Origin of the sequence: Pseudomonas sp. P42, assembly GCF_017973755.1 — a bacterium.
Classification (GTDB): Bacteria; Pseudomonadota; Gammaproteobacteria; order Pseudomonadales; family Pseudomonadaceae; genus Aquipseudomonas; species Aquipseudomonas iridis.
Genome location: NZ_JACOPU010000001.1, coordinates 246,744 through 264,477, shown reverse-complemented (window position 1 = coordinate 264,477; position 17,734 = coordinate 246,744). Strand labels below are relative to the sequence as shown.

Genomic DNA, 17,734 nt, shown 5'->3' with positions numbered 1-17,734 from the left:
CGAAACCGCGGTGCGCAGATCAAGCCTTGTTCGGCATCAATCCCGGCAACGCATGCAGTAGCGCATTGATGGCGAAACCGATGAACATCACGCCGCACAACCGAGTGATGAGCAATTCGTGACGCTGGTACACCGTGCGCACTCGCTGCGCGCCCACCACACCAATCAGAATCGCGTAGGCGAGCAGCCCACCAAGGAAACTCAGGGCGATCAGCGCTGGCAACATCGACCAGTTGAGCAGCTCGGCGCGGCTCGACAGCAGCGCGGTAAACGTCGCCACCGCCACCGGATAGGCTTTGGGATTGGTCAGGCCGAACAAAATGCCGTGCCAGAAGGGATTGCGCGCCGCGCCCTGCGGTTGATCGTCACTGCGCCGTTGCGCACGCACTGCACGCCAACCGAGCCAGAACAGGTACAAGCCACTCAGTACGCCAAGCACATCAAACGCGGTGCTGCCGATTTCCCGTGCACCGACAATCGCGATCAGTGCGGTGCTGCACCACACCACATCGCCCAGCAAATGCCCGCAGAGAAACCCCGCACCAGCACGCCGCCCATGCGCCGCGCCGATGCCGAACACCGCCAGTACGCCCGGCCCGGGCGTGATGCCGTAAATGAAACCCGAGGCCAGCACGGCCATTAGCAACGATGGAGTCATGGGTTACCTGCAAACGCGAGAATACGTGGCGGCCAGTCTATATCAGCGAAAACGGTCTGTTCACGGGGCGTCGTAAAAACGCATGCCGGCATACGGTTTTTGCCGACACGCCGCCAGCCGCGAAGCGAGATCGCCGACGTGAACTTCGAGCTGATGGCCGTCAGGATCGAGAAAGTAGAAAGAAGCACCTTCGCTGCGGTTATCCCGCCATTGCTGAACATCTGCCGCTTTTAGTCTCTGTACCAAAACCGGGAAATACGCCGCGCTGAGGCTGAAGGCGTAGTGGGTGTAATCGCCGCACGCCTGGTCACTGCGTGTCGAATCAAGCGAAAGGCACAACCACAGCCCCGGCAGCGACAGATAGGCGCCGTTGTCCCACGTCGCTTCGACGCGCAACTGCAGCACATCGCGGTAAAACGCCAGGCTGCGACTCAGGTCGCTGACGGCAAGGGTCAGGTGGTTGAGGCCGGTGAGCATCGGTTCAGTAACCTCTGAGATCTTCAGGGACGCCATATTGTTGGCCGTCGTAGGTCAACGTGATCCGGGTTTTCTTCAGGTGAGTGGTTTTGGAAACGCACTCGTTGCCGGACTTGGAGTCGTTCATTTTGCTGGCGCTGGTGGTGATGATCAAATCGGCGAAACCATGGTGACTCGATGGACCGATCTCGACACTCCTGCGGACCTCATTGGTATAGCCCTCGCAATCGCTCATGAATTCACCATTGTTTTTGTAGACCACCAAGCCTTCCAGAACCGGGCGCAGGTTGTTGCCTTCGCGGACGTACAACGCCAGATCGGTTTTTTCGTAGGGAATGGCATGGGAGCTGTGCACGAACTTCGAGCGCAGACCAAACGCGCGAACATTCGGCGCCAGTCGGTAGCGACCAGTGTCAATGCGCAGGTCATCGAAGCGCACGGCATCGGAGTTGTAAGCGCCGGGTTTGCGGTAAGTGGCGATGGGATTTGCATTGCTGGCGTTGACGATCGACAGGTCCAGATCGAACACCCCGGCATCTTCGTCGCCGGGGTCGGCCAGGTACGTGGATTTGACCGCAATCGCCTGCGACGGGAAGGCTGGCCAGACGATGCAGCGTGACAGTGATTGGCCGTCGAAGGCCTTGGTGGTGCAGGCGGCCTGGGCTTGGGCGGTGATAGCCAGAATACCGAGGGCGATAAGGAGTCTGGTAGGGGTGAGCATGGTTCTTCCTTGATAAGAGTCGTGTGTCAGCAGGTGAATCAGAGCCCCTTGAGACCTGGTGGCAGGACGTAATTCTTTCCGTCGTAATGCAATGTTGTCAAAACCGGTTGGCGTACAGTCGTCTTGTCTTCACACGCGTCGCCTTCAACCACACTTGTCGTGGCTTTTTCCTGGGTTCTGACGATTAAATCTGCGTAGCCATAGGAGCTCGTTTTAGCGATATCGACGGTTCTTGAAATTTCAAAACGCTGTCCAGCGCAGTTGTCATCCCACTCGCCGCCATACTCATAAACCACCAACTGACGCAGGACAGGACGCAACGTCTCGCCCTCCTTCACGTAGAGCGACAGTTGATGTTCCTCCACGGGATTGAGACGAGAGCCGTTAGCGAGTGTTGCGCGGACACCAAAGGCTCGAAGTTCGGGAGCGAGTTTGTAGCGTGCCGTGTCGAGCGTCAGATCCTTCAAGTGGACGCCATCCATTACGAAAGCGGCGGCCTGGTGATAAGTCGCAATCGGAGTCGGTTGGCCATCCTGCAACACGGAAACGTCCAGATCGTGGGTACCGAGCGCTTCGGTGGTGCCCGTTTCAAACCGCGCCGAGGCGCTGATGGTCAGCCCCGGGTAGGCCGGCCAAACCTTGCAGGCAGAGACATCCTCCCCCGCAACCGCTGGCGGCGTGCAAGCGGCAAACACCTGCCCCGCCATCAACCACCCGCTCAACACCACACACCCGATCAATCCAGACTTCACTGTCACTTCCCGCTCCTTGCTAACGTTTCAGCCGCGCACTATCCCCTGCTCAATCCTGCGATTCAACCAATTCAACGCCTGATCCCCGCCCCGGCGCTTATGCCACGCCAGCACAAACGTGAACGGCGGAATCTCGAACGGTGGCGGCACGACGACAAGTTCGCGCGGGTCAATATCCCGCAATCCCCGCGACGACACCGTAAGAATCAGATCCGTACCGCTGATGAACTGTGGCGCGACGTTCCAGTGCGGCAGGCTGATGGCGACGCGGCGGCGCTCACGCAGTGACGTTAAAGCGCGTTCAATTTCCAGCGTGCCGCTGCCCCGCATTTCCAGCAACACATGCGGGCGGGACAGGTAGGTCGGCAGATCCAGAACGCCGTCGGCAGGCAAACTGGCGCGATCCAGCAGGCACACGTAGCGCTCTTCAAACAGCAGCGTGCTGCGCAATTCGTTGGGCATTTCCGGGAACACGCCGGCGGCCACGTCGATATCGCCGTTGAGCACCCCTTCCAGCATGCCTTCGCGACTGGCGTGGCTGATTTGCAAGTCGATGCCCGGCGCTTCGCGGCGCAAGGTACGGATCAGCGTGGGCAGGATGATCGCCGCGCCGTAGTCGGACATCGCCACGCGAAAGGTGCGGCGCGCACTCGCCGGATCGAAGGTGTTGGGGGCCAGCAGCGACTGCACCTGGGCCAGCGCTTCGGCCAACGGCGCGACCAACTCGAGCGCCCGCGCGGTGGGCACAAGGCCAGAGCCTGCGCGCACCAGCAATGGGTCACCAAGCAAGTCACGCAATCGCGCCAGCGCATGGCTGACCGCCGGTTGGCTGAGGTGCAGGCGCTCGGCGGCGCGGGTGACGTGTTGCTCGCTGAGCAAGGCGTCGAGGATCACCAGCAGATTGAGGTCGATACGGCGCAGATCATTCATCTGGTGCATGTACTTGATGACAAAAGGGAATTTAAATCTGCGCGACGAATAGCCTAGAGTCCAGCAAAACCTGTTGGAGGATGATCATGAGTACGTTGCAATGGGCCGGTCTGCTCGCCTTGGCCGCTTTCGCCGGCGCCGTGGTGCCGTTTCAAAGTGCGATCAACAGCAATCTGGCGCGAGGGCTGGGGCATCCGTTGTGGGCGACATTGGCGTCACTGCTGGTGAGTGTGCTGGTGTTGTTGCCGGTGATTCTGGCGTTGCGCCTGCCGTTGCCGTCAGTGGCGTTCATCAGCAAGGCGCCGTTGTGGATATGGGCCGGTGGCGCGTTCGGCGTGTGCTTTGTGGCGCTGGCGGTGATGCTTTTGCCCAAACTCGGCGCGTCGGGATTTGTCGCGCTGGCGTTGGCCGGACAGGTCATTGCCTCGATGGTGCTGGATCACTTCGGGCTGTTTGGCTTGATGGAAAAGCAGCTGACATTGCCGCGAGTATTTGGCGCGTTGTTGCTGATTGCGGGGGTGGTGTTGATTCAGTTTGGTGGGGTTTTCGAGAGGAATGTGGCGGTTGTTGGGTAACCTGAGAACCCAATAGATTTGCAGTGCCTGCTCGCGAAGGGGCCGGTTTGACTGGGTCGAAATTATCAGGAAAGCACTGACCTCAAAACGCGCTGCGGAAAATCTCCTCGATCTGCCGCTGATCCGCCGCGCGTGGATTGGTCAGCCCGCAAGCGTCTTTCAGGGCGTTGGTGGCGAGTACCGGAATGTCCGAGAGTTTCGCGCCCAGCTCCCGCAAGCCGCCCGGAATTTCCACGTCTCTGGCCAGGCAACGGATCGCCCTGATCGCCGCCTGAGCGCCCTCTTCCGGGCTCAAACCGTGAACATCGGCACCCATGGCGTGGGCGACATCGGTGAGCCGGTCGGCACACACCAGCGCATTGAACGTCTGCACATGCGGCAGCAGCACAGCGTTGCAGACACCATGAGGCAAGTCGTAGTAACCGCCCAACTGGTGCGCCATCGCGTGCACGTAGCCCAGCGAGGCATTGTTGAACGCCATGCCGGCGAGGAACTGCGCGTAGGCCATGTTCTCCCGTGCGGCGAGATCGCTGCCGTCGCGCACGGCCAGGCGCAGGTTGTTGCTGATCAGGGTCATGGCCTTCAGCGCGCAGGTATCAGTGATCGGGTTGGCGGCGGTCGAGACGTAGGCTTCGATCGCGTGGGTCAGGGCATCCATGCCGGTGGCGGCGGTCAGGCTTTTCGGCATCGCGACCATCAGCGCCGGATCGTTGACCGACAGCAGCGGCGTGACATTACGGTCGACGATGGCCATTTTCACGTGACGCGATTCGTCGGTGATGATGCAGAACCGGGTCATCTCGCTGGCAGTGCCGGCGGTGGTGTTGATGGCGATCAGCGGCAGTTGCGGCTTGCTCGATTGATCAACGCCTTCGTAATCGCGAATCTGCCCGCCATTGGTCGCACACAGCGCGATGCCCTTGGCGCAGTCGTGAGGCGACCCACCGCCCAGCGACACCACGAAATCACAATGACTTTCCTTGAGCAGGCCCAAACCGCACTCGACATTGGCGATGCTCGGGTTCGGTTTGGCGCCGTCGAAAATCACTGAGTCGATGTCCTGCATCGCCAGTTTCTCCGCCACCATGCTCGCCACGCCGGCCTTGGCCAGGCCCACGTCGGTGACGATCAGCGCCTTGCGAAAACCGTAGTTGCGGATCGCGACCATGGCTTCGTCGAGGCATCCATTGCCCATGATGTTGACCGCCGGAATGAAGAAGGTGCTGCTCATCGTGTTTCTCCTGACTGGGGCCGAATCGACAGCTGCGATCCGACGGATACACACAGGATCGACCGATCGGTCACGGCGTATGTTGATCTGGCTCAATGTCCGCTCGTGATAAAGTCGCCGTCCATCAGCCCCTATGTTTTGAGATGTGCCAAGTAATGAGCGATTTTCTGGATGTCGACGCCACCCTCGAAGACTGGAACACCCTGCGCGCCGCAACCGACTTCAACGGTTTGCTGGTGGGCAACGGCGCCAGCCGGGCCGTTTGGGACGACTTCGGTTACGACTCGCTGTTCGAAAATGCCCGCACCGTTGAAGAAAAGCCACTGAGCGCGTCGGAGCTGGCGGTGTTCGACGCGATGCAGACGCACAGCTTCGAGCAGGTCCTCAGCGCCCTCAAAACCACCAGCCGGGTGAACAAGGCGCTGGCCGTCAGCTCGGCCGCACCGCGCAACCGCTACTACGCGATCAAGGAAGCGTTGATCAACACCGTGCACGCCATTCACATTCCGTGGCGGCTGGTTCAGACCTCAACGCTCACCACGCTGAATGAAGAACTGGCGCGCTATCGCACGGTGTTCACCACCAATTACGACTTGCTCAACTACTGGGCGATCCAGCATCGCAGCGAGGCCATCGACGATCTGTTCAAGGGTGCCAACGCCAGTTTCGATATCAGCGAAACCGCTACGTCCAAACCGCGTTTGCTGTACCTGCACGGCGGCCTGCACCTGGTACGCAATCAGGATGGCACCGCGCGCAAACTGACCTCGACCGAGGGCACGCTGCTCGGCAGTTTTGCGATCAACAACACCATCAAAACGCTGGATGACGTGCCGCTTTTCGTGACCGAAGGACCGAGCGCCGACAAGCTCAAGACCATTCGCAGCTCGGATTACCTGTCGTTCTGTTACGAGCAGTTATTGGGCCACAGCGACAGCCTGTGCATCTTCGGCCATGCCTTGGGCGAGCAGGACAACCACATCGTCCGGGCCCTGCGCCTGGCAAAACCGAAGGTTGTGGCGATCTCCATTTATCCGCGCAGCGCGGCGTTCGTTCAGCATCAGAAGCGCCACTACGCGAAGGTGTTTGAGGGGACGGGCGCGCAGTTGCGCTTTTTTGATGCGAAGACGCATGCATTGGGCAGTCCAAAGCTGTCGGTGCCCGTCGAGGTTTGATGTAGCCAGGACTGACGCCTTCGCGAGCAGGCTCGCGCCCACAGGGATTATGGTGGGATCAGATCGTGTGGTGTGACCCATGACACTGTGGGAGCTGACTTGCCAGCTCCCACAGGTATTTGTATTGGGTTGGAAAAGTGGAATCAGAGGACCGGCAGGGTCTTGTCCTTGATGGTCTTCGTCGGGCCATTGGCCTTGACGCTGGCAATGCCTTTGTCACACGCCGCATCCGAGGAGTAGGCCTCGCTGCTGCCGATGACCTGATGATTGGCCGCTTTTAGATTGAAATACGGATGACCATCCTTGGTGGACTTTTTCTCATAGCGCTCATCCAGCGGACTGTTGGTCTGCACTGACGCAATGCCGCCATCGGCTGCTGCGCGGGTGGTGTAGAGCTCGCTGGTGAGAATGGTTTCGGCGTTGGCAGCCTTGAGTACAAACCTGAACTGGCCGCTGCTGCTTTTACTCACTTCGTACCATCCGGACATGCTCGTGTCTCCTTGGCGGTTGAGAGGTTTCGCGCTTCAGAGTAAAGACCAACCTCAGGCTTCTGTCGCCTGCACTGAAGCCATCGCTGGCAAGCCAGCTCCCACAGGTTCTGTGTGCTGTACAAAGATTCTGAGTACGACCTGGACTCTGTGGGAGCTGGCTTGCCAGCGATGGCAGCGACTCGGCATGAGTTATTTCACCACCGCCCGCACCACCGACAATGGCGGCGAATCCACCCGCCGCTGACTCAGATACCGCGTGCAACTCACCCGCAAGAACGAAGCAAAATTGACCACCTCACCGCGGTAATCCATCACCTCTTCATACAGCTTGGCGATCAGTTGATTGGTGATCATGCCGTCGATCTCGGCGATTTCGCCGAGGATGTCCCAGAACTGATTCTCCAGGCGCAACGTCGTCACCACCCCGCAGATACGCAGCGAGCGAGAGCGCGATTCATAGAGGATCGGGTCGGCCTTGACGTAGAGCTCGCACATGGACGAAACCTCGTTACAGGGTGATTTGGGTGCCCAGCAAACCGAGGAAACCGGCCAGCCAGTTCGGATGCGCCGGCCACGCCGGAGCAGTCGCCAGATTGCCTTGAACGTGGCCGTCCGTCACCGGAATGTCGATGTACGTGCCGCCCGCCAGTCGCACTTCAGGCGCGCAGGCCGGATAGGCGCTGCACTCGCGGCCGTCAAGAATGCCCGCCGCTGCCAGCAGCTGCGCGCCATGGCACACCGCTGCAATCGGTTTGCCGGACTTGTCGAAGGCACGCACCAGATCCAGGACTTTTTCGTTCAGACGCAGGTATTCCGGAGCACGACCGCCAGGGATCACCAGCGCGTCGTAATCGGCCTCACTGGCACTGGCGAAATCGAAATTCAGGGCGAACAGGTGACCGGGTTTTTCGCTGTAGGTCTGGTCACCTTCGAAGTCATGGATCGCGGTGCGCACGGTCTGGCCTGCGGCTTTGTCCGGGCAGACCGCGTGGACGGTGTGCCCGACCATTTGCAGGGCCTGGAACGGCACCATCACTTCGTAGTCTTCGACGTAATCGCCGACCAGCATCAGGATTTTTTTCGCGGCCATGGTGAGGACTCCTCTGGGAAATGCTTGGGAGTACTCAGGTTAGACCTTATCCGAAGGCTGAGGTAACAACCGGCTACTACCTGCAAGACCGCGTAATCATTCTTCGCGAGCAGGCTCGCTCCCACAGAATCAGAGAAAGCCGTCAGCCTTCAGGAGCGTTTCCAGGCAGTGCTCGCTGATGTGGTAGAACGCCTTCAACTCCTGGATTTTCACCAGCAGTTGAGCCGGGTCCACCGGCACGGCGCGTTTCACTGCCAGAATCATCTTGTTCTTGTTGGTGTGATCCAGCGAGATGAACTCGAACACTTTGGTCTCGTAACCACAGGCTTCAAGGAACAGTGCGCGCAGGCTGTCAGTGACCATTTCCGCCTGCTGACCGAGGTGCAAACCGTATTGCAGCATCGGCTTGAGCAGCGCCGGGCTCTGGATCTGCAGGCGGATCTGTTTGTGGCAGCACGGCGAGCACATGATGATCGACGCGCCCGAACGGATGCCGGTGTGGATCGCGTAGTCGGTGGCGATATCGCAGGCATGCAGGGCGATCATCACGTCCAGTTCGCTCGGTGCAACGCTGCGCACGTCACCGCATTTGAACACCAGGCCCGGATGATCCAGTTTGGCCGCGGCGGCATTGCACAGGCTGACCATTTCTTCACGCAACTCGACGCCCGTGACTTCGCCCTCGGCTTTCAAGGTATTGCACAGGTAGTCGTGGATGGCGAACGTCAGGTAGCCCTTGCCCGAACCGAAATCCGCGACCCGCACCGGTTTGTCCAGCGCCAGCGGTGACGATGTCAGGGCATGGCTGAAGACTTCGATGAACTTGTTGATCTGCTTCCACTTGCGCGACATCGCCGGGATCAGCTCGTGCTGGGCGTTGGTCACGCCCAGGTCCCTGAGAAACGGCCGGTTCAGGTCCAGAAAACGGTTTTTCTCGCGGTTGTGATCGGCCGACGGTGCCTCGCGCAATTGCTGAGGCTGGCTCTTGAACAGCGAAGTTTTGCCCTTCTTGCTGTATTCGAGCTGAGCTTCGTCAGTCAGCGCCAGCAAGTGCGCATTTTTGAACGAGGCCGGCAGCAGCGCGGCAATGCTCGCAACGCCTTCGCTCAATGGCAGGTTCTTGGTGATGTCGCGGGTTTTGTAGCGATACACGAACGACAGGCAGGGCTGAGCCTTGACGGTCACCGGTTTGATGATGACGCGCTGCAAGTCCGCTTCTTCACCGACGTATTTGGCCAGCACCAGTTTGATGAAACCGTTCTGCTCGAGGCTGGTTTGCAGCAACTCGATGAACTGGGAGTGGTGGTCCGGCGCGGGTTTGGCTGATGGCGCGGAGGGGGCGGTAACGGACATGGACAAGCGGCCTCGGGCGGGGCGAATCGGGAATGGCGGGTATTTTAGGGGGGATGGGGGTTGGGGACACGCTCTTATTTACCGAACGGTTTTTAAAGCGGCCCTCACCCTAGCCCTCTCCCAGAGGTAGAGGGGACTGACCGAGGTGTTATCTCAAACTACGCCGACCTGAATTATCGAGCCGAACTCAGGTTTAAAACCAACAAATATCGGCTCCCTTTCCCCCTCTCCCATTGGGAGAGGGCTGGGGTGAGGGGCTGGATTTCAAGGCACACAAACCTTTTCAGGCCAACACTACCAACCGATTCGGCAACTCATTCCTCACCTGCGTCACCGGCACATGCACCTTGAGCAATTCCCCACACGCCTCGATGCAAGTGACAAACCCCTCAAGCGTGCGCCCCTGCCGTACCTGCTCGGTAAACGCGGCGACAATCACATCCCAGCTTTCATTGCCCAACCGCTTCGAGATCCCCTCATCCACCAGAATCTCCACATAGCGCTCGGCCTCGCAGACGAAAATCAGCATGCCGGTGCTGCCCACGGTGTGATGCAGGTTCTGTTCGAGAAACTGTCGCCGCGCAAGGTTCGATGCACGCCAGTGTCGTACACGGCGTGGCACCAGATGTGTGGTGATCTTCGGCAGGCGAAACAGCAGGCACAGCACAATGAACAGGCCCCACTGCACCAGCAACAGGCTGCGCAGGGTCAGCCAGCCGGTCAGATAATGCACGACGCCCGGCACCACCAGCGCCAGCAGGCTGGCCCACAGCAGCGGGATGTATGCGTAGTCATCGGCGCGAGCCGCCAGCACTGTCACCAGTTCGGCATCGGTGTCGCGCTCGACCCGTGCGATCGCCTCGGCGACTTTGCGTTGTTCGTGTTCAGTCAGTAATGCCATGTCAAAAAGTGCCTGCTCATTATTCTTTTAATGTCACCAGCCGCCGGACGAACCACCGCCGCCGAAACTGCCCCCGCCGCCGCTGAAACCCCCACCGCCACCGCCGCCACCAAATCCGCCGCCACCGCCAAAACCTCCGCCGCCACCGGAGCCGCCACGGCCGGTCGGCAGGATACCGAGCATCTGGCAGACAAACACCGTCAGGATGAACAACATCACCAGAAAAACGAACAACGTCGGATGGCGCGAGATGAAATCGCTCTGCGGGTCCCCGCTGGACTCATACACCGTCGACGGTTCGTCCAGCGGATTGCCGCCCAGCACAACCAGCATCGCCGCCACGCCGTCGCTGATGCCTTTGCTGAAATTGCCGGTCTTGAACGCGGGCGTGATGACTTGATGGATGATCACCGAGGTTTGCGCATCGGTCAGCCGGTCTTCCAGGCCATAACCGACTTCGATGCGCAATTTGCGCTCGTCACGGGCAACGATCAGCAGCGCGCCGTTATTCTTGTCCTTTTGCCCTATGGCCCAATGGCGGCCGAGCTGGACGCCATAATCCTCGATGGTGGTGCCTTGCAGATCGGGCAGCGTGACCACGACCAATTGCTCTCCGCTGGCCTGTTCGTGGGCCTGCAACTGTTGGCTCAATTGCGCGCGCACCGATGGCTCGATCATCTGCGCCTCGTCCACCACGCGCCCGCTCAGCGCCGGGAACGTCAACTCGGCCCGGGCGCTGACGGCGAACATCCACAGCATCAGCACCAGGCCTATTTTCAACACACGCATGGGCAACCTCGAATCAGAACTTCACTTGCGGGGCCTTTTCCGCACCAGGCGTAGTGGCTTCGAAGGTTTCGCGCATCGGCAGGTCGCTGTACATCACGCTGTGCCAGAGGCGACCGGGAAAGGTGCGGATCTCGGTGTTGTACTTCTGCACCGCCAGAATGAAATCGCGTCGTGCCACGGCGATGCGGTTTTCCGTGCCTTCGAGCTGCGATTGCAGGGCGAGGAAGTTCTGATTGGCCTTCAGATCCGGATAACGCTCGGACACCACCATCAAACGGCTCAATGCGCCGCTCAATTGATCCTGCGCCTGCTGGTACTGCTTGAGCTTCTCGGGATTGTCGAGAGTACTGGCATCAACCTGAATCGACGTGGCTTTCGCCCGGGCTTCGATCACTGCGGTCAGGGTTTCCTTTTCGTGGGCGGCATAGCCCTTCACCGTTTCCACCAGATTGGGGATCAGGTCAGCGCGGCGCTGATACTGGTTCTGCACCTGCCCCCACGCGGCCTTGGCCTGTTCGTCGAGGGTCGGGATGTTATTGATGCCACACGCGGTCAGCAAAGTCGCCAGCATCAACAATGTGGCGACCTGCAAACGCGAGCGATAGGTTGGACTTACATTCATTGCAGTGATGCTCCCTGACACATTTCATTAAAAAACCGAGCGCGAAACCTTCTCAGCCGGTGGTTGGGGCATAATCGGCCGCGCCACTGGATTGCGACCGGTCAATGGGCTAAAAAGTGCCTGCGCGGTCGAGCTGCCTGCGGTCAACGGTGTTTTTTTGCCTTGGCGTTTTTGCGCCCGCACCCGAACAACAATAGTCGCTCCCTAAATTTTGGCTGGCCGGCATTGCATTGCCGTTTGTGCCCTTGAGAAAAATATTCATGAAGAAGCTGTGTTTGCTGGGCCTGTTCATCAGTCTGGCCAGTCATCAAGTATTGGCCGCTGAGACCTCGGTTCCTCTGGAAAACAAGGACGCCTTCATCAGCAACCTGATGAAGCAAATGACCCTCGACGAAAAGATCGGCCAGTTGCGCCTGATCAGCATCGGCCCGGAAATGCCCCGCGAGCTGATCCGCAAGGAGATCGCCACCGGCAACATCGGCGGCACGTTCAATTCGATCACCCGCGCGGAAAACCGTCCGATGCAGGACGCTGCCATGCGCAGTCGCCTGAAGATTCCGATGTTTTTCGCGTACGACGTGATCCACGGTCACCGTACGATTTTCCCGATTCCGCTGGCCCTCGCCTCGAGCTGGGACATGGACGCCATCGGTCGCTCAGGGCGCGTTGCCGCCAAAGAGGCCGCCGCTGACAGCCTCGACATCACTTTCGCGCCGATGGTCGACATCTCCCGCGACCCGCGCTGGGGCCGGAGTTCCGAAGGTTTCGGTGAAGACACCTACCTCACTTCGCGCATCGCCCGAGTCATGGTCAAGGCCTATCAGGGCGATGCCCCGAACACGGCCGACAGCATCATGGCCAGCGTCAAGCACTTTGCCTTGTACGGCGCGGTCGAGGGCGGTCGCGACTACAACACCGTCGACATGAGCCCGGTGAAGATGTACCAGGATTACCTGCCGCCGTACCGCGCCGCGATCGATGCCGGCGCCGGTGGTGTGATGGTGGCGCTGAACTCGATCAACGGCATTCCGGCCACCGCTGACACATGGTTGATGAACGATCTGTTGCGCAAGGATTGGGGCTTCAAGGGCCTGGCGGTCAGTGACCATGGCGCGATCTTTGAACTGATCAAGCACGGTGTGGCTCGCGACGGTCGTGAAGCGGCGAAACTGGCGATCAAGGCCGGCATCGACATGAGCATGAACGACACCCTGTACGGCAAAGAGCTGCCAGGGCTGCTCAAATCCGGCGAGATCGAACAGAAACACATCGACAACGCTGTGCGTGAAGTCCTTGCGGCCAAGTACGACATGGGCCTGTTCAAGGACCCGTACCTGCGCATCGGCAAGGCTAAAGATGATCCGGCCGACACCTACGCCGAAAGCCGCCTGCACCGCGCCGACGCCCGTGACGTCGCGCGTCGCAGCCTGGTGCTGCTGAAGAACCAGAACGAAACCCTGCCACTGAAGAAGACTGCAAAAATCGCGCTGGTCGGCCCGCTGGCCAAGGCGCCGATCGACATGATGGGCAGTTGGGCCGCCGCCGGTCGTCCGGCGCAATCGGTGACCCTGTTCGACGGCATGAACGCCCTTATCGGCGACAAATCGAACCTGATCTACGCCCGTGGCGCGAACATCACCAGCGACAAGAAGGTGCTCGATTACCTGAACTTCCTCAACTTCGATGCGCCGGAAGTGGTTGATGATCCGCGCCCGGCCAATGTGCTGATCGATGAAGCGGTGAAAGCCGCCAAGGATGCCGACGTGATCGTCGCAGCCGTAGGCGAGTCCCGTGGCATGTCCCACGAGTCTTCCAGCCGCACCGACCTGAACATCCCGGAAACACAGCGCGAGCTGATCCGCGCGCTGAAAGCCACCGGCAAGCCGTTGGTGCTGGTCTTGATGAACGGCCGCCCACTGACTATTCTCGAAGAGAACCAGTCGGCCGATGCGATTCTGGAAACCTGGTTCAGCGGCACCGAGGGCGGCAACGCCATCGCTGACGTGCTGTTCGGCGACTACAACCCGTCGGGCAAACTGCCGGTGACCTTCCCACGCTCCGTTGGGCAGATTCCGACCTACTACAACCACCTGAGCATTGGCCGGCCGTTCACACCGGGCAAACCGGGCAACTACACCTCGCAGTATTTCGATGACACGACGGGCCCGCTGTTCCCGTTCGGTTACGGCCTGAGCTATACCGATTTCAGCCTGAGCGACATGGCGCTGTCCTCGACCACCCTGAACGCCAGCGGCAAGCTCGACGCCAGTGTGATGGTGAAGAACACCGGCAAGCGTGACGGCGAAACCGTGGTGCAGCTGTACATTCAGGACGTTACCGGTTCGATGATTCGCCCGGTGAAAGAACTGAAGAACTTCCAGAAAATCATGCTCAAGGCTGGCGAACAGAAAGTCGTGCACTTCACCATCACCGAGGAGGAGCTGAAGTTCTACAACGCCCAACTCAAGTACGCGGCCGAGCCCGGCAAGTTCAACGTGCAGATCGGTCTGGACTCTCAGAATGTGACGCAGCAGAGTTTTGAGTTGCTGTAACTGCAAGCACACCGCAAACCCTGTGGGAGCGAGCCTGCTCGCGAAAGCGGTCATTCAGATAAACAATTACTGACTGACACACCGCCTTCGCGAGCAGGCTCGCTCCCACATTGGATTTAGGGTGTATTCAAAATCGGTTTTACCCGCGGCGGTCGAGGATGTTAACCACCAACCGATCCACCCACCCCCACATTCTCTGTTTCACCCGCCGCCACAACGGCCGCCTCTGCCACTCCTCCAGGCTCACCCGCTGACTCAAGCCGAAATCCTTCTCGAAACTCGCCACCACCGCTGCCGTCAACGACGGATCGAGCGCCTCAAGATTCGCCTCCAGATTGAAGCGTAAATTCCAGTGATCGAAGTTGCACGAACCGATGCTCACCCAATCATCCACCAGCACCATTTTCAGGTGCAGGAAGCACGGCTGGTATTCGTAAATCTGCACGCCGGCCTTGAGCAGTCGCGGGTAGTAGCGATGCCCGGCGTAGCGCACGGACGGGTGATCGGTGCGCGGCCCGGTCAACAGCAGGCGCACGTCGACACCTCGGGCAGCGGCCTTGCGCAGCGATCGGCGGATTTTCCACGTCGGCAGGAAGTACGGCGTGGCCATCCAGATACGTTTTTGCCCGCTGTTCAGCGCGCGAAACAGTGATTGCAGAATGTCGCGGTGCTGGCGGGCGTCGGCGTAAGCCACGCGGCCCATGCCCTCGCCCATGTCCGGCACCTTGGGCAAACGCGGCAAGCCGACATGCGCGGATGGCTTCCAGGCACGGCGATGGCGGTTGGCGATCCACTGGCGGTCGAACAATAGCTGCCAGTCGAGCACCAGCGGGCCGCTGATTTCCACCATCACTTCGTGCCACTCGCTGGTGTCGTGCCCCGGGGTCCAGAACTCATCGGTGACACCCGTGCCGCCGACCACCGCCAGCCGCTGATCAACCAGCAGCAGTTTGCGGTGGTCACGATAGAAATTACCGACCCAGCGCCGCCAGTGCAGGCGATTGTAAAAGCGCAGCTCAACCCCGGCGTGCGTCAAGCGTTTACGCAGGTTCAGGGTAAACGCGAGGCTGCCGTAGTCGTCGAACAGGCAGCGCACGCGCACACCCCGCTCGGCGGCCAGCACCAGCGCTTGCACGATGGTTTCGGCACAGGCGCCAGCCTCGACGAGGTACAGCTCAAGCTCGATCTGCTCCTGGGCGCCGGCAATCTGCTCAAGCATGCGCGGGAAGAATTGCGGGCCGTCGATCAACAGCTCGAAACGGTTGCCGTCACGCCAAGGGAAGATCGCGCCGCGCATGTCAGCGCGCCGTGAAAATCAGTACCGCACCCACCGGCACCGACAAACTGATGGCCGACAAATCGGCCAGTTTGCGCAGGCTTTCCAGCCCTGGGGCAAGATCGAAATCCTCGGCGTTGATCACCACTGGCTCCAGTGTCACCACCTGGAAGCGTCGATCATCAAGACGCGTTGCCAGCAGCTCGGCCGGGTACTCGTGTTGCTTGCCATGCAGAGTGACGGTCAGCGGCAGACGCAGTTCCAGTTGCGCACCGGGGGCCAGATCGTTGATCGGGCGCAGGTCGATCTGGGTGGTGATGGTCGCGTCAGGGAATTGCTCGATCTGGAACAGCTCCTTGCGCATGCGCTCGTCACGCAGCGGGATGCCGCTGTTGATCGAATCCATCTCGACCTCGACCTCGGCGCGACCGTTCGGATCGACCTTGCCATGCAGCACCAGAAAGCGCTGCACTTCGGAGATATGGGCGTTTTTCGTGCTGACAAACGAAAGCCGTGACGACTCGCCGTCCAGGTACCAATTGGCCTGCGCCGGCAACGCAGCGGCAGCCAGCAGCAGGCAGGACAGGGTTTTGTAGAGGGAGCGGTTGAACATTGAGAACTCGTGGGGGCGATAAACCTGAGCCGAACATTAACTGGCTGGGGCGTTATTGCAAATCGAAGATCAAAAGATCGCAGCCTGCGGCAGCTCCTACAGGGTTTTCCGTTTGCAGGGCAATGGTGTGTTTCAGGGATTGAGGCGGCAGCCCTGGCGCTCACTCAACCATTGCGCGCTGTTGCTGCGGCCCATGCCGCTGACGGTGATGGTTTTGCTATCGACGTCATCGCTGAAGCCGCTGGTTGGCAGCCACTGCTTCACATAGCCGCGGCAATATTCGGCGTCGTTGTTCATGACGTAGCGGCACGAACAGTATTCCTTCGCTGTGTAGGCGCTGATGATGTCCGGGAAGGCCCAGAGGTTTTCGCGCGCATAGCCGATCCAGCCGAGCAGCACGACGAGCAATACCAGCAGCAAGAACCGCTTCACGGCCGCACCGCCGCAAGCACACGCTTGAGCAGTTCGTTGTGGCGGTAACTGCCATCGCGGTCATCGGCGTAGCGCACGATCACCAGTTTTTCGCTGGGGATGACGTACAGCGCCTGGCCCCAATGCCCCAGCGCGGCGAAGGTATCGGGCGGTGCGTCGGACCACGGCGATGGCTCGCCATCCGCCGGGCGGTTGAGCCACCAGTGGCCGCCGGGCACAGCTTCATCCTGATCGGCCTTGTAGCCGGCGAAGGGTTGCAGGTTGAAGGTGAGCCATTCCTTGGGCAGCAATTGCAGATCATTCCAGCGTCCGCCGCGGACCATCAACACACCGACACGCGCCAGATCCCGAGCGGTCAGGTAGGCATAGGACGATGCGACAAACGTACCGTTGGCATCGGTTTCCCACACCGCGCTGCGAATGCCCAAAGGCTCGAACAAAGCAGTCCATGGATAATCCGGATATCGCTGTGGGCCGACGATGGATTTCAACGCGGCCGCCAGCAGATTGCTGTCGCCACTGGAGTAACGGAATGCCTGCCCCGGTACGGCGTAGCTGTGGTGATCGGCGGTGAATCGCGCCATGTCCTGGTGACCACGGGTGTAGAGCATCGCCACCACCGAGGATTTCAGCGGGGCGTATTCATAGTCTTCCTGCCAGTCGATGCCCGAGGCCCAATGCAGCAGATCGGCAATAGTGATCGCCGGATGTTTTTCCAGCGCCGGGTAGAACTTCACGGCTGGATCATCGAGCTTGAACAGGCCTTCACCGTAGGCAACGCCAAGCACCGCAGCCATCAGACTTTTGCTGATCGACCAGGTCAGGTGTGGGGTTTGCGCGTTAGTCGGGCCGGCGTAGCGTTCGTAGATGATCTGGCCATCGCGGATGACCAACAGGGCATCGGTGCGGATGCCTTGGCGAGTGGTGTCGTCGCGGGGTGGGAAGGCGTAGGCCTGAAGATCCTCAACCGCTGTGATCTGCGGACCAACCGGCCATTGTTCGCCGGGCCATGATTCGGCCTGAACGGTGAAGCTGATCAGCAGCAGAAACAGCGACAGGCCTTTGAACATGGTGAGGGCTCTTGGGGAGAACCTGC

At 60.0% G+C, this 17,734-nt stretch carries 20 protein-coding genes; 3 read left to right on the top strand and 17 right to left on the bottom strand.

Features of this window, described 5'->3' with window-relative positions:
- Window positions 1-19: 19 nt before the first annotated feature.
- The 5 genes from H8B20_RS01295 to H8B20_RS01275 are packed head-to-tail and all read right to left on the bottom strand — an operon-like array spanning window position 20 to window position 3,547.
- The gene (locus tag H8B20_RS01295; protein ID WP_047300057.1) at window positions 20-658 is read right to left on the bottom strand and encodes a LysE family translocator; all 639 of its coding nucleotides are present in this window, start codon (window positions 656-658) and stop codon (window positions 20-22) included.
- 60 nt (window positions 659-718) lie between these two features.
- On the bottom strand, window positions 719-1,135 hold the full coding sequence (gene fos, locus H8B20_RS01290) for a fosfomycin resistance glutathione transferase (RefSeq protein ID WP_210622147.1): 417 nt from the start codon (window positions 1,133-1,135) through the stop codon (window positions 719-721).
- 4 nt (window positions 1,136-1,139) lie between these two features.
- Window positions 1,140-1,856 (bottom strand): PA3715 family protein, encoded by a 717-nt coding sequence (locus H8B20_RS01285; protein ID WP_210622146.1) that lies wholly within the window; start codon window positions 1,854-1,856, stop codon window positions 1,140-1,142.
- Between the two features lie 38 nt (window positions 1,857-1,894).
- On the bottom strand, window positions 1,895-2,614 hold the full coding sequence (locus H8B20_RS01280) for a PA3715 family protein (protein WP_210622145.1): 720 nt from the start codon (window positions 2,612-2,614) through the stop codon (window positions 1,895-1,897).
- Between the two features lie 21 nt (window positions 2,615-2,635).
- The gene (locus tag H8B20_RS01275; protein ID WP_210622144.1) at window positions 2,636-3,547 is read right to left on the bottom strand and encodes a LysR substrate-binding domain-containing protein; all 912 of its coding nucleotides are present in this window, start codon (window positions 3,545-3,547) and stop codon (window positions 2,636-2,638) included.
- Window positions 3,548-3,624: 77 nt separating this feature from the next.
- Between H8B20_RS01275 and H8B20_RS01270 the strand changes: the two genes are divergently transcribed.
- Complete coding sequence (locus H8B20_RS01270; protein ID WP_047300053.1) at window positions 3,625-4,113, top strand: DMT family transporter; 489 nt, start codon at window positions 3,625-3,627, stop codon at window positions 4,111-4,113.
- 82 nt (window positions 4,114-4,195) lie between these two features.
- Here the strand turns inward: H8B20_RS01270 and yiaY are convergent, their stop codons facing one another.
- Complete coding sequence (gene yiaY, locus H8B20_RS01265; RefSeq protein WP_210622143.1) at window positions 4,196-5,344, bottom strand: L-threonine dehydrogenase; 1,149 nt, start codon at window positions 5,342-5,344, stop codon at window positions 4,196-4,198.
- A 155-nt stretch (window positions 5,345-5,499) separates the two neighbouring features.
- Here yiaY and H8B20_RS01260 point away from each other — a divergent pair, with 155 nt between their 5' ends.
- Window positions 5,500-6,519 (top strand): DUF4917 family protein, encoded by a 1,020-nt coding sequence (locus H8B20_RS01260; RefSeq protein WP_210622142.1) that lies wholly within the window; start codon window positions 5,500-5,502, stop codon window positions 6,517-6,519.
- A 143-nt stretch (window positions 6,520-6,662) separates the two neighbouring features.
- Here the strand turns inward: H8B20_RS01260 and H8B20_RS01255 are convergent, their stop codons facing one another.
- The 7 genes from H8B20_RS01255 to H8B20_RS01225 all read right to left on the bottom strand — a co-directional run bounded on the left by H8B20_RS01255 (window position 6,663) and on the right by H8B20_RS01225 (window position 11,765).
- Complete coding sequence (locus tag H8B20_RS01255; protein WP_210622141.1) at window positions 6,663-7,007, bottom strand: YegP family protein; 345 nt, start codon at window positions 7,005-7,007, stop codon at window positions 6,663-6,665.
- A gap of 192 nt (window positions 7,008-7,199) precedes the next feature.
- Window positions 7,200-7,505, bottom strand: coding sequence for a ribbon-helix-helix domain-containing protein (locus H8B20_RS01250; protein ID WP_210622140.1), 306 nt, complete (start codon window positions 7,503-7,505; stop codon window positions 7,200-7,202).
- 13 nt (window positions 7,506-7,518) lie between these two features.
- Complete coding sequence (locus H8B20_RS01245; protein ID WP_210622139.1) at window positions 7,519-8,100, bottom strand: DJ-1/PfpI family protein; 582 nt, start codon at window positions 8,098-8,100, stop codon at window positions 7,519-7,521.
- 129 nt (window positions 8,101-8,229) lie between these two features.
- Window positions 8,230-9,453: a class I SAM-dependent methyltransferase gene (locus H8B20_RS01240; protein ID WP_210622138.1), complete on the bottom strand. Its 1,224-nt coding sequence runs from the start codon at window positions 9,451-9,453 to the stop codon at window positions 8,230-8,232.
- 283 nt (window positions 9,454-9,736) lie between these two features.
- Complete coding sequence (locus H8B20_RS01235) at window positions 9,737-10,354, bottom strand: TPM domain-containing protein (protein WP_047300048.1); 618 nt, start codon at window positions 10,352-10,354, stop codon at window positions 9,737-9,739.
- Between the two features lie 33 nt (window positions 10,355-10,387).
- Window positions 10,388-11,143, bottom strand: coding sequence for a TPM domain-containing protein (locus H8B20_RS01230; protein WP_047300047.1), 756 nt, complete (start codon window positions 11,141-11,143; stop codon window positions 10,388-10,390).
- A 13-nt stretch (window positions 11,144-11,156) separates the two neighbouring features.
- Complete coding sequence (locus H8B20_RS01225) at window positions 11,157-11,765, bottom strand: LemA family protein (protein WP_042558030.1); 609 nt, start codon at window positions 11,763-11,765, stop codon at window positions 11,157-11,159.
- A 260-nt stretch (window positions 11,766-12,025) separates the two neighbouring features.
- Here H8B20_RS01225 and bglX point away from each other — a divergent pair, with 260 nt between their 5' ends.
- Window positions 12,026-14,317: a beta-glucosidase BglX gene (gene bglX, locus H8B20_RS01220; protein WP_210622137.1), complete on the top strand. Its 2,292-nt coding sequence runs from the start codon at window positions 12,026-12,028 to the stop codon at window positions 14,315-14,317.
- Between the two features lie 139 nt (window positions 14,318-14,456).
- On the opposite strand, the gene H8B20_RS01215 is transcribed toward bglX, so the two are convergent.
- The 4 genes from H8B20_RS01215 to H8B20_RS01200 form a co-directional block, all read right to left on the bottom strand.
- Window positions 14,457-15,614, bottom strand: coding sequence for a phospholipase D-like domain-containing protein (locus tag H8B20_RS01215; protein WP_042558028.1), 1,158 nt, complete (start codon window positions 15,612-15,614; stop codon window positions 14,457-14,459).
- A gap of 1 nt (window position 15,615) precedes the next feature.
- Entirely contained in the window at window positions 15,616-16,206 is a 591-nt protein-coding gene (locus H8B20_RS01210) for a YceI family protein (protein WP_042558027.1), read from the bottom strand.
- 132 nt (window positions 16,207-16,338) lie between these two features.
- Window positions 16,339-16,638 carry an amidase gene (locus H8B20_RS01205; RefSeq protein ID WP_210622136.1) on the bottom strand — a complete coding sequence of 100 codons (300 nt, stop codon included), beginning with the start codon at window positions 16,636-16,638 and terminating at the stop codon, window positions 16,339-16,341.
- A complete protein-coding gene (locus H8B20_RS01200; protein ID WP_210622135.1) occupies window positions 16,635-17,708 on the bottom strand; it encodes a serine hydrolase domain-containing protein in 1,074 nt (357 codons plus the stop codon). The genes H8B20_RS01205 and H8B20_RS01200 overlap by 4 nt, the downstream gene beginning before the upstream one ends.
- Window positions 17,709-17,734: the final 26 nt, after the last annotated feature.

Excerpts from the sequence above, each read along its gene's own strand:
- H8B20_RS01295 (WP_047300057.1), bottom strand. The coding sequence starts at position 658 with ATGACTCCATCGTTGCTAATGGCCGTGCTGGCCTCGGGTTTCATTTAC.
- fos (WP_210622147.1), bottom strand. The coding sequence starts at position 1,135 with ATGCTCACCGGCCTCAACCACCTGACCCTTGCCGTCAGCGACCTGAGT.
- H8B20_RS01285 (WP_210622146.1), bottom strand. The coding sequence starts at position 1,856 with ATGCTCACCCCTACCAGACTCCTTATCGCCCTCGGTATTCTGGCTATC.
- H8B20_RS01275 (WP_210622144.1), bottom strand. The coding sequence starts at position 3,547 with ATGCACCAGATGAATGATCTGCGCCGTATCGACCTCAATCTGCTGGTG.
- H8B20_RS01270 (WP_047300053.1), top strand. The coding sequence starts at position 3,625 with ATGAGTACGTTGCAATGGGCCGGTCTGCTCGCCTTGGCCGCTTTCGCC.
- yiaY (WP_210622143.1), bottom strand. The coding sequence starts at position 5,344 with ATGAGCAGCACCTTCTTCATTCCGGCGGTCAACATCATGGGCAATGGA.
- H8B20_RS01260 (WP_210622142.1), top strand. The coding sequence starts at position 5,500 with ATGAGCGATTTTCTGGATGTCGACGCCACCCTCGAAGACTGGAACACC.
- H8B20_RS01255 (WP_210622141.1), bottom strand. The coding sequence starts at position 7,007 with ATGTCCGGATGGTACGAAGTGAGTAAAAGCAGCAGCGGCCAGTTCAGG.
- H8B20_RS01250 (WP_210622140.1), bottom strand. The coding sequence starts at position 7,505 with ATGTGCGAGCTCTACGTCAAGGCCGACCCGATCCTCTATGAATCGCGC.
- H8B20_RS01245 (WP_210622139.1), bottom strand. The coding sequence starts at position 8,100 with ATGGCCGCGAAAAAAATCCTGATGCTGGTCGGCGATTACGTCGAAGAC.
- H8B20_RS01240 (WP_210622138.1), bottom strand. The coding sequence starts at position 9,453 with ATGTCCGTTACCGCCCCCTCCGCGCCATCAGCCAAACCCGCGCCGGAC.
- H8B20_RS01235 (WP_047300048.1), bottom strand. The coding sequence starts at position 10,354 with ATGGCATTACTGACTGAACACGAACAACGCAAAGTCGCCGAGGCGATC.
- H8B20_RS01230 (WP_047300047.1), bottom strand. The coding sequence starts at position 11,143 with ATGCGTGTGTTGAAAATAGGCCTGGTGCTGATGCTGTGGATGTTCGCC.
- H8B20_RS01225 (WP_042558030.1), bottom strand. The coding sequence starts at position 11,765 with ATGAATGTAAGTCCAACCTATCGCTCGCGTTTGCAGGTCGCCACATTG.
- bglX (WP_210622137.1), top strand. The coding sequence starts at position 12,026 with ATGAAGAAGCTGTGTTTGCTGGGCCTGTTCATCAGTCTGGCCAGTCAT.
- H8B20_RS01215 (WP_042558028.1), bottom strand. The coding sequence starts at position 15,614 with ATGCGCGGCGCGATCTTCCCTTGGCGTGACGGCAACCGTTTCGAGCTG.
- H8B20_RS01210 (WP_042558027.1), bottom strand. The coding sequence starts at position 16,206 with ATGTTCAACCGCTCCCTCTACAAAACCCTGTCCTGCCTGCTGCTGGCT.
- H8B20_RS01200 (WP_210622135.1), bottom strand. The coding sequence starts at position 17,708 with ATGTTCAAAGGCCTGTCGCTGTTTCTGCTGCTGATCAGCTTCACCGTT.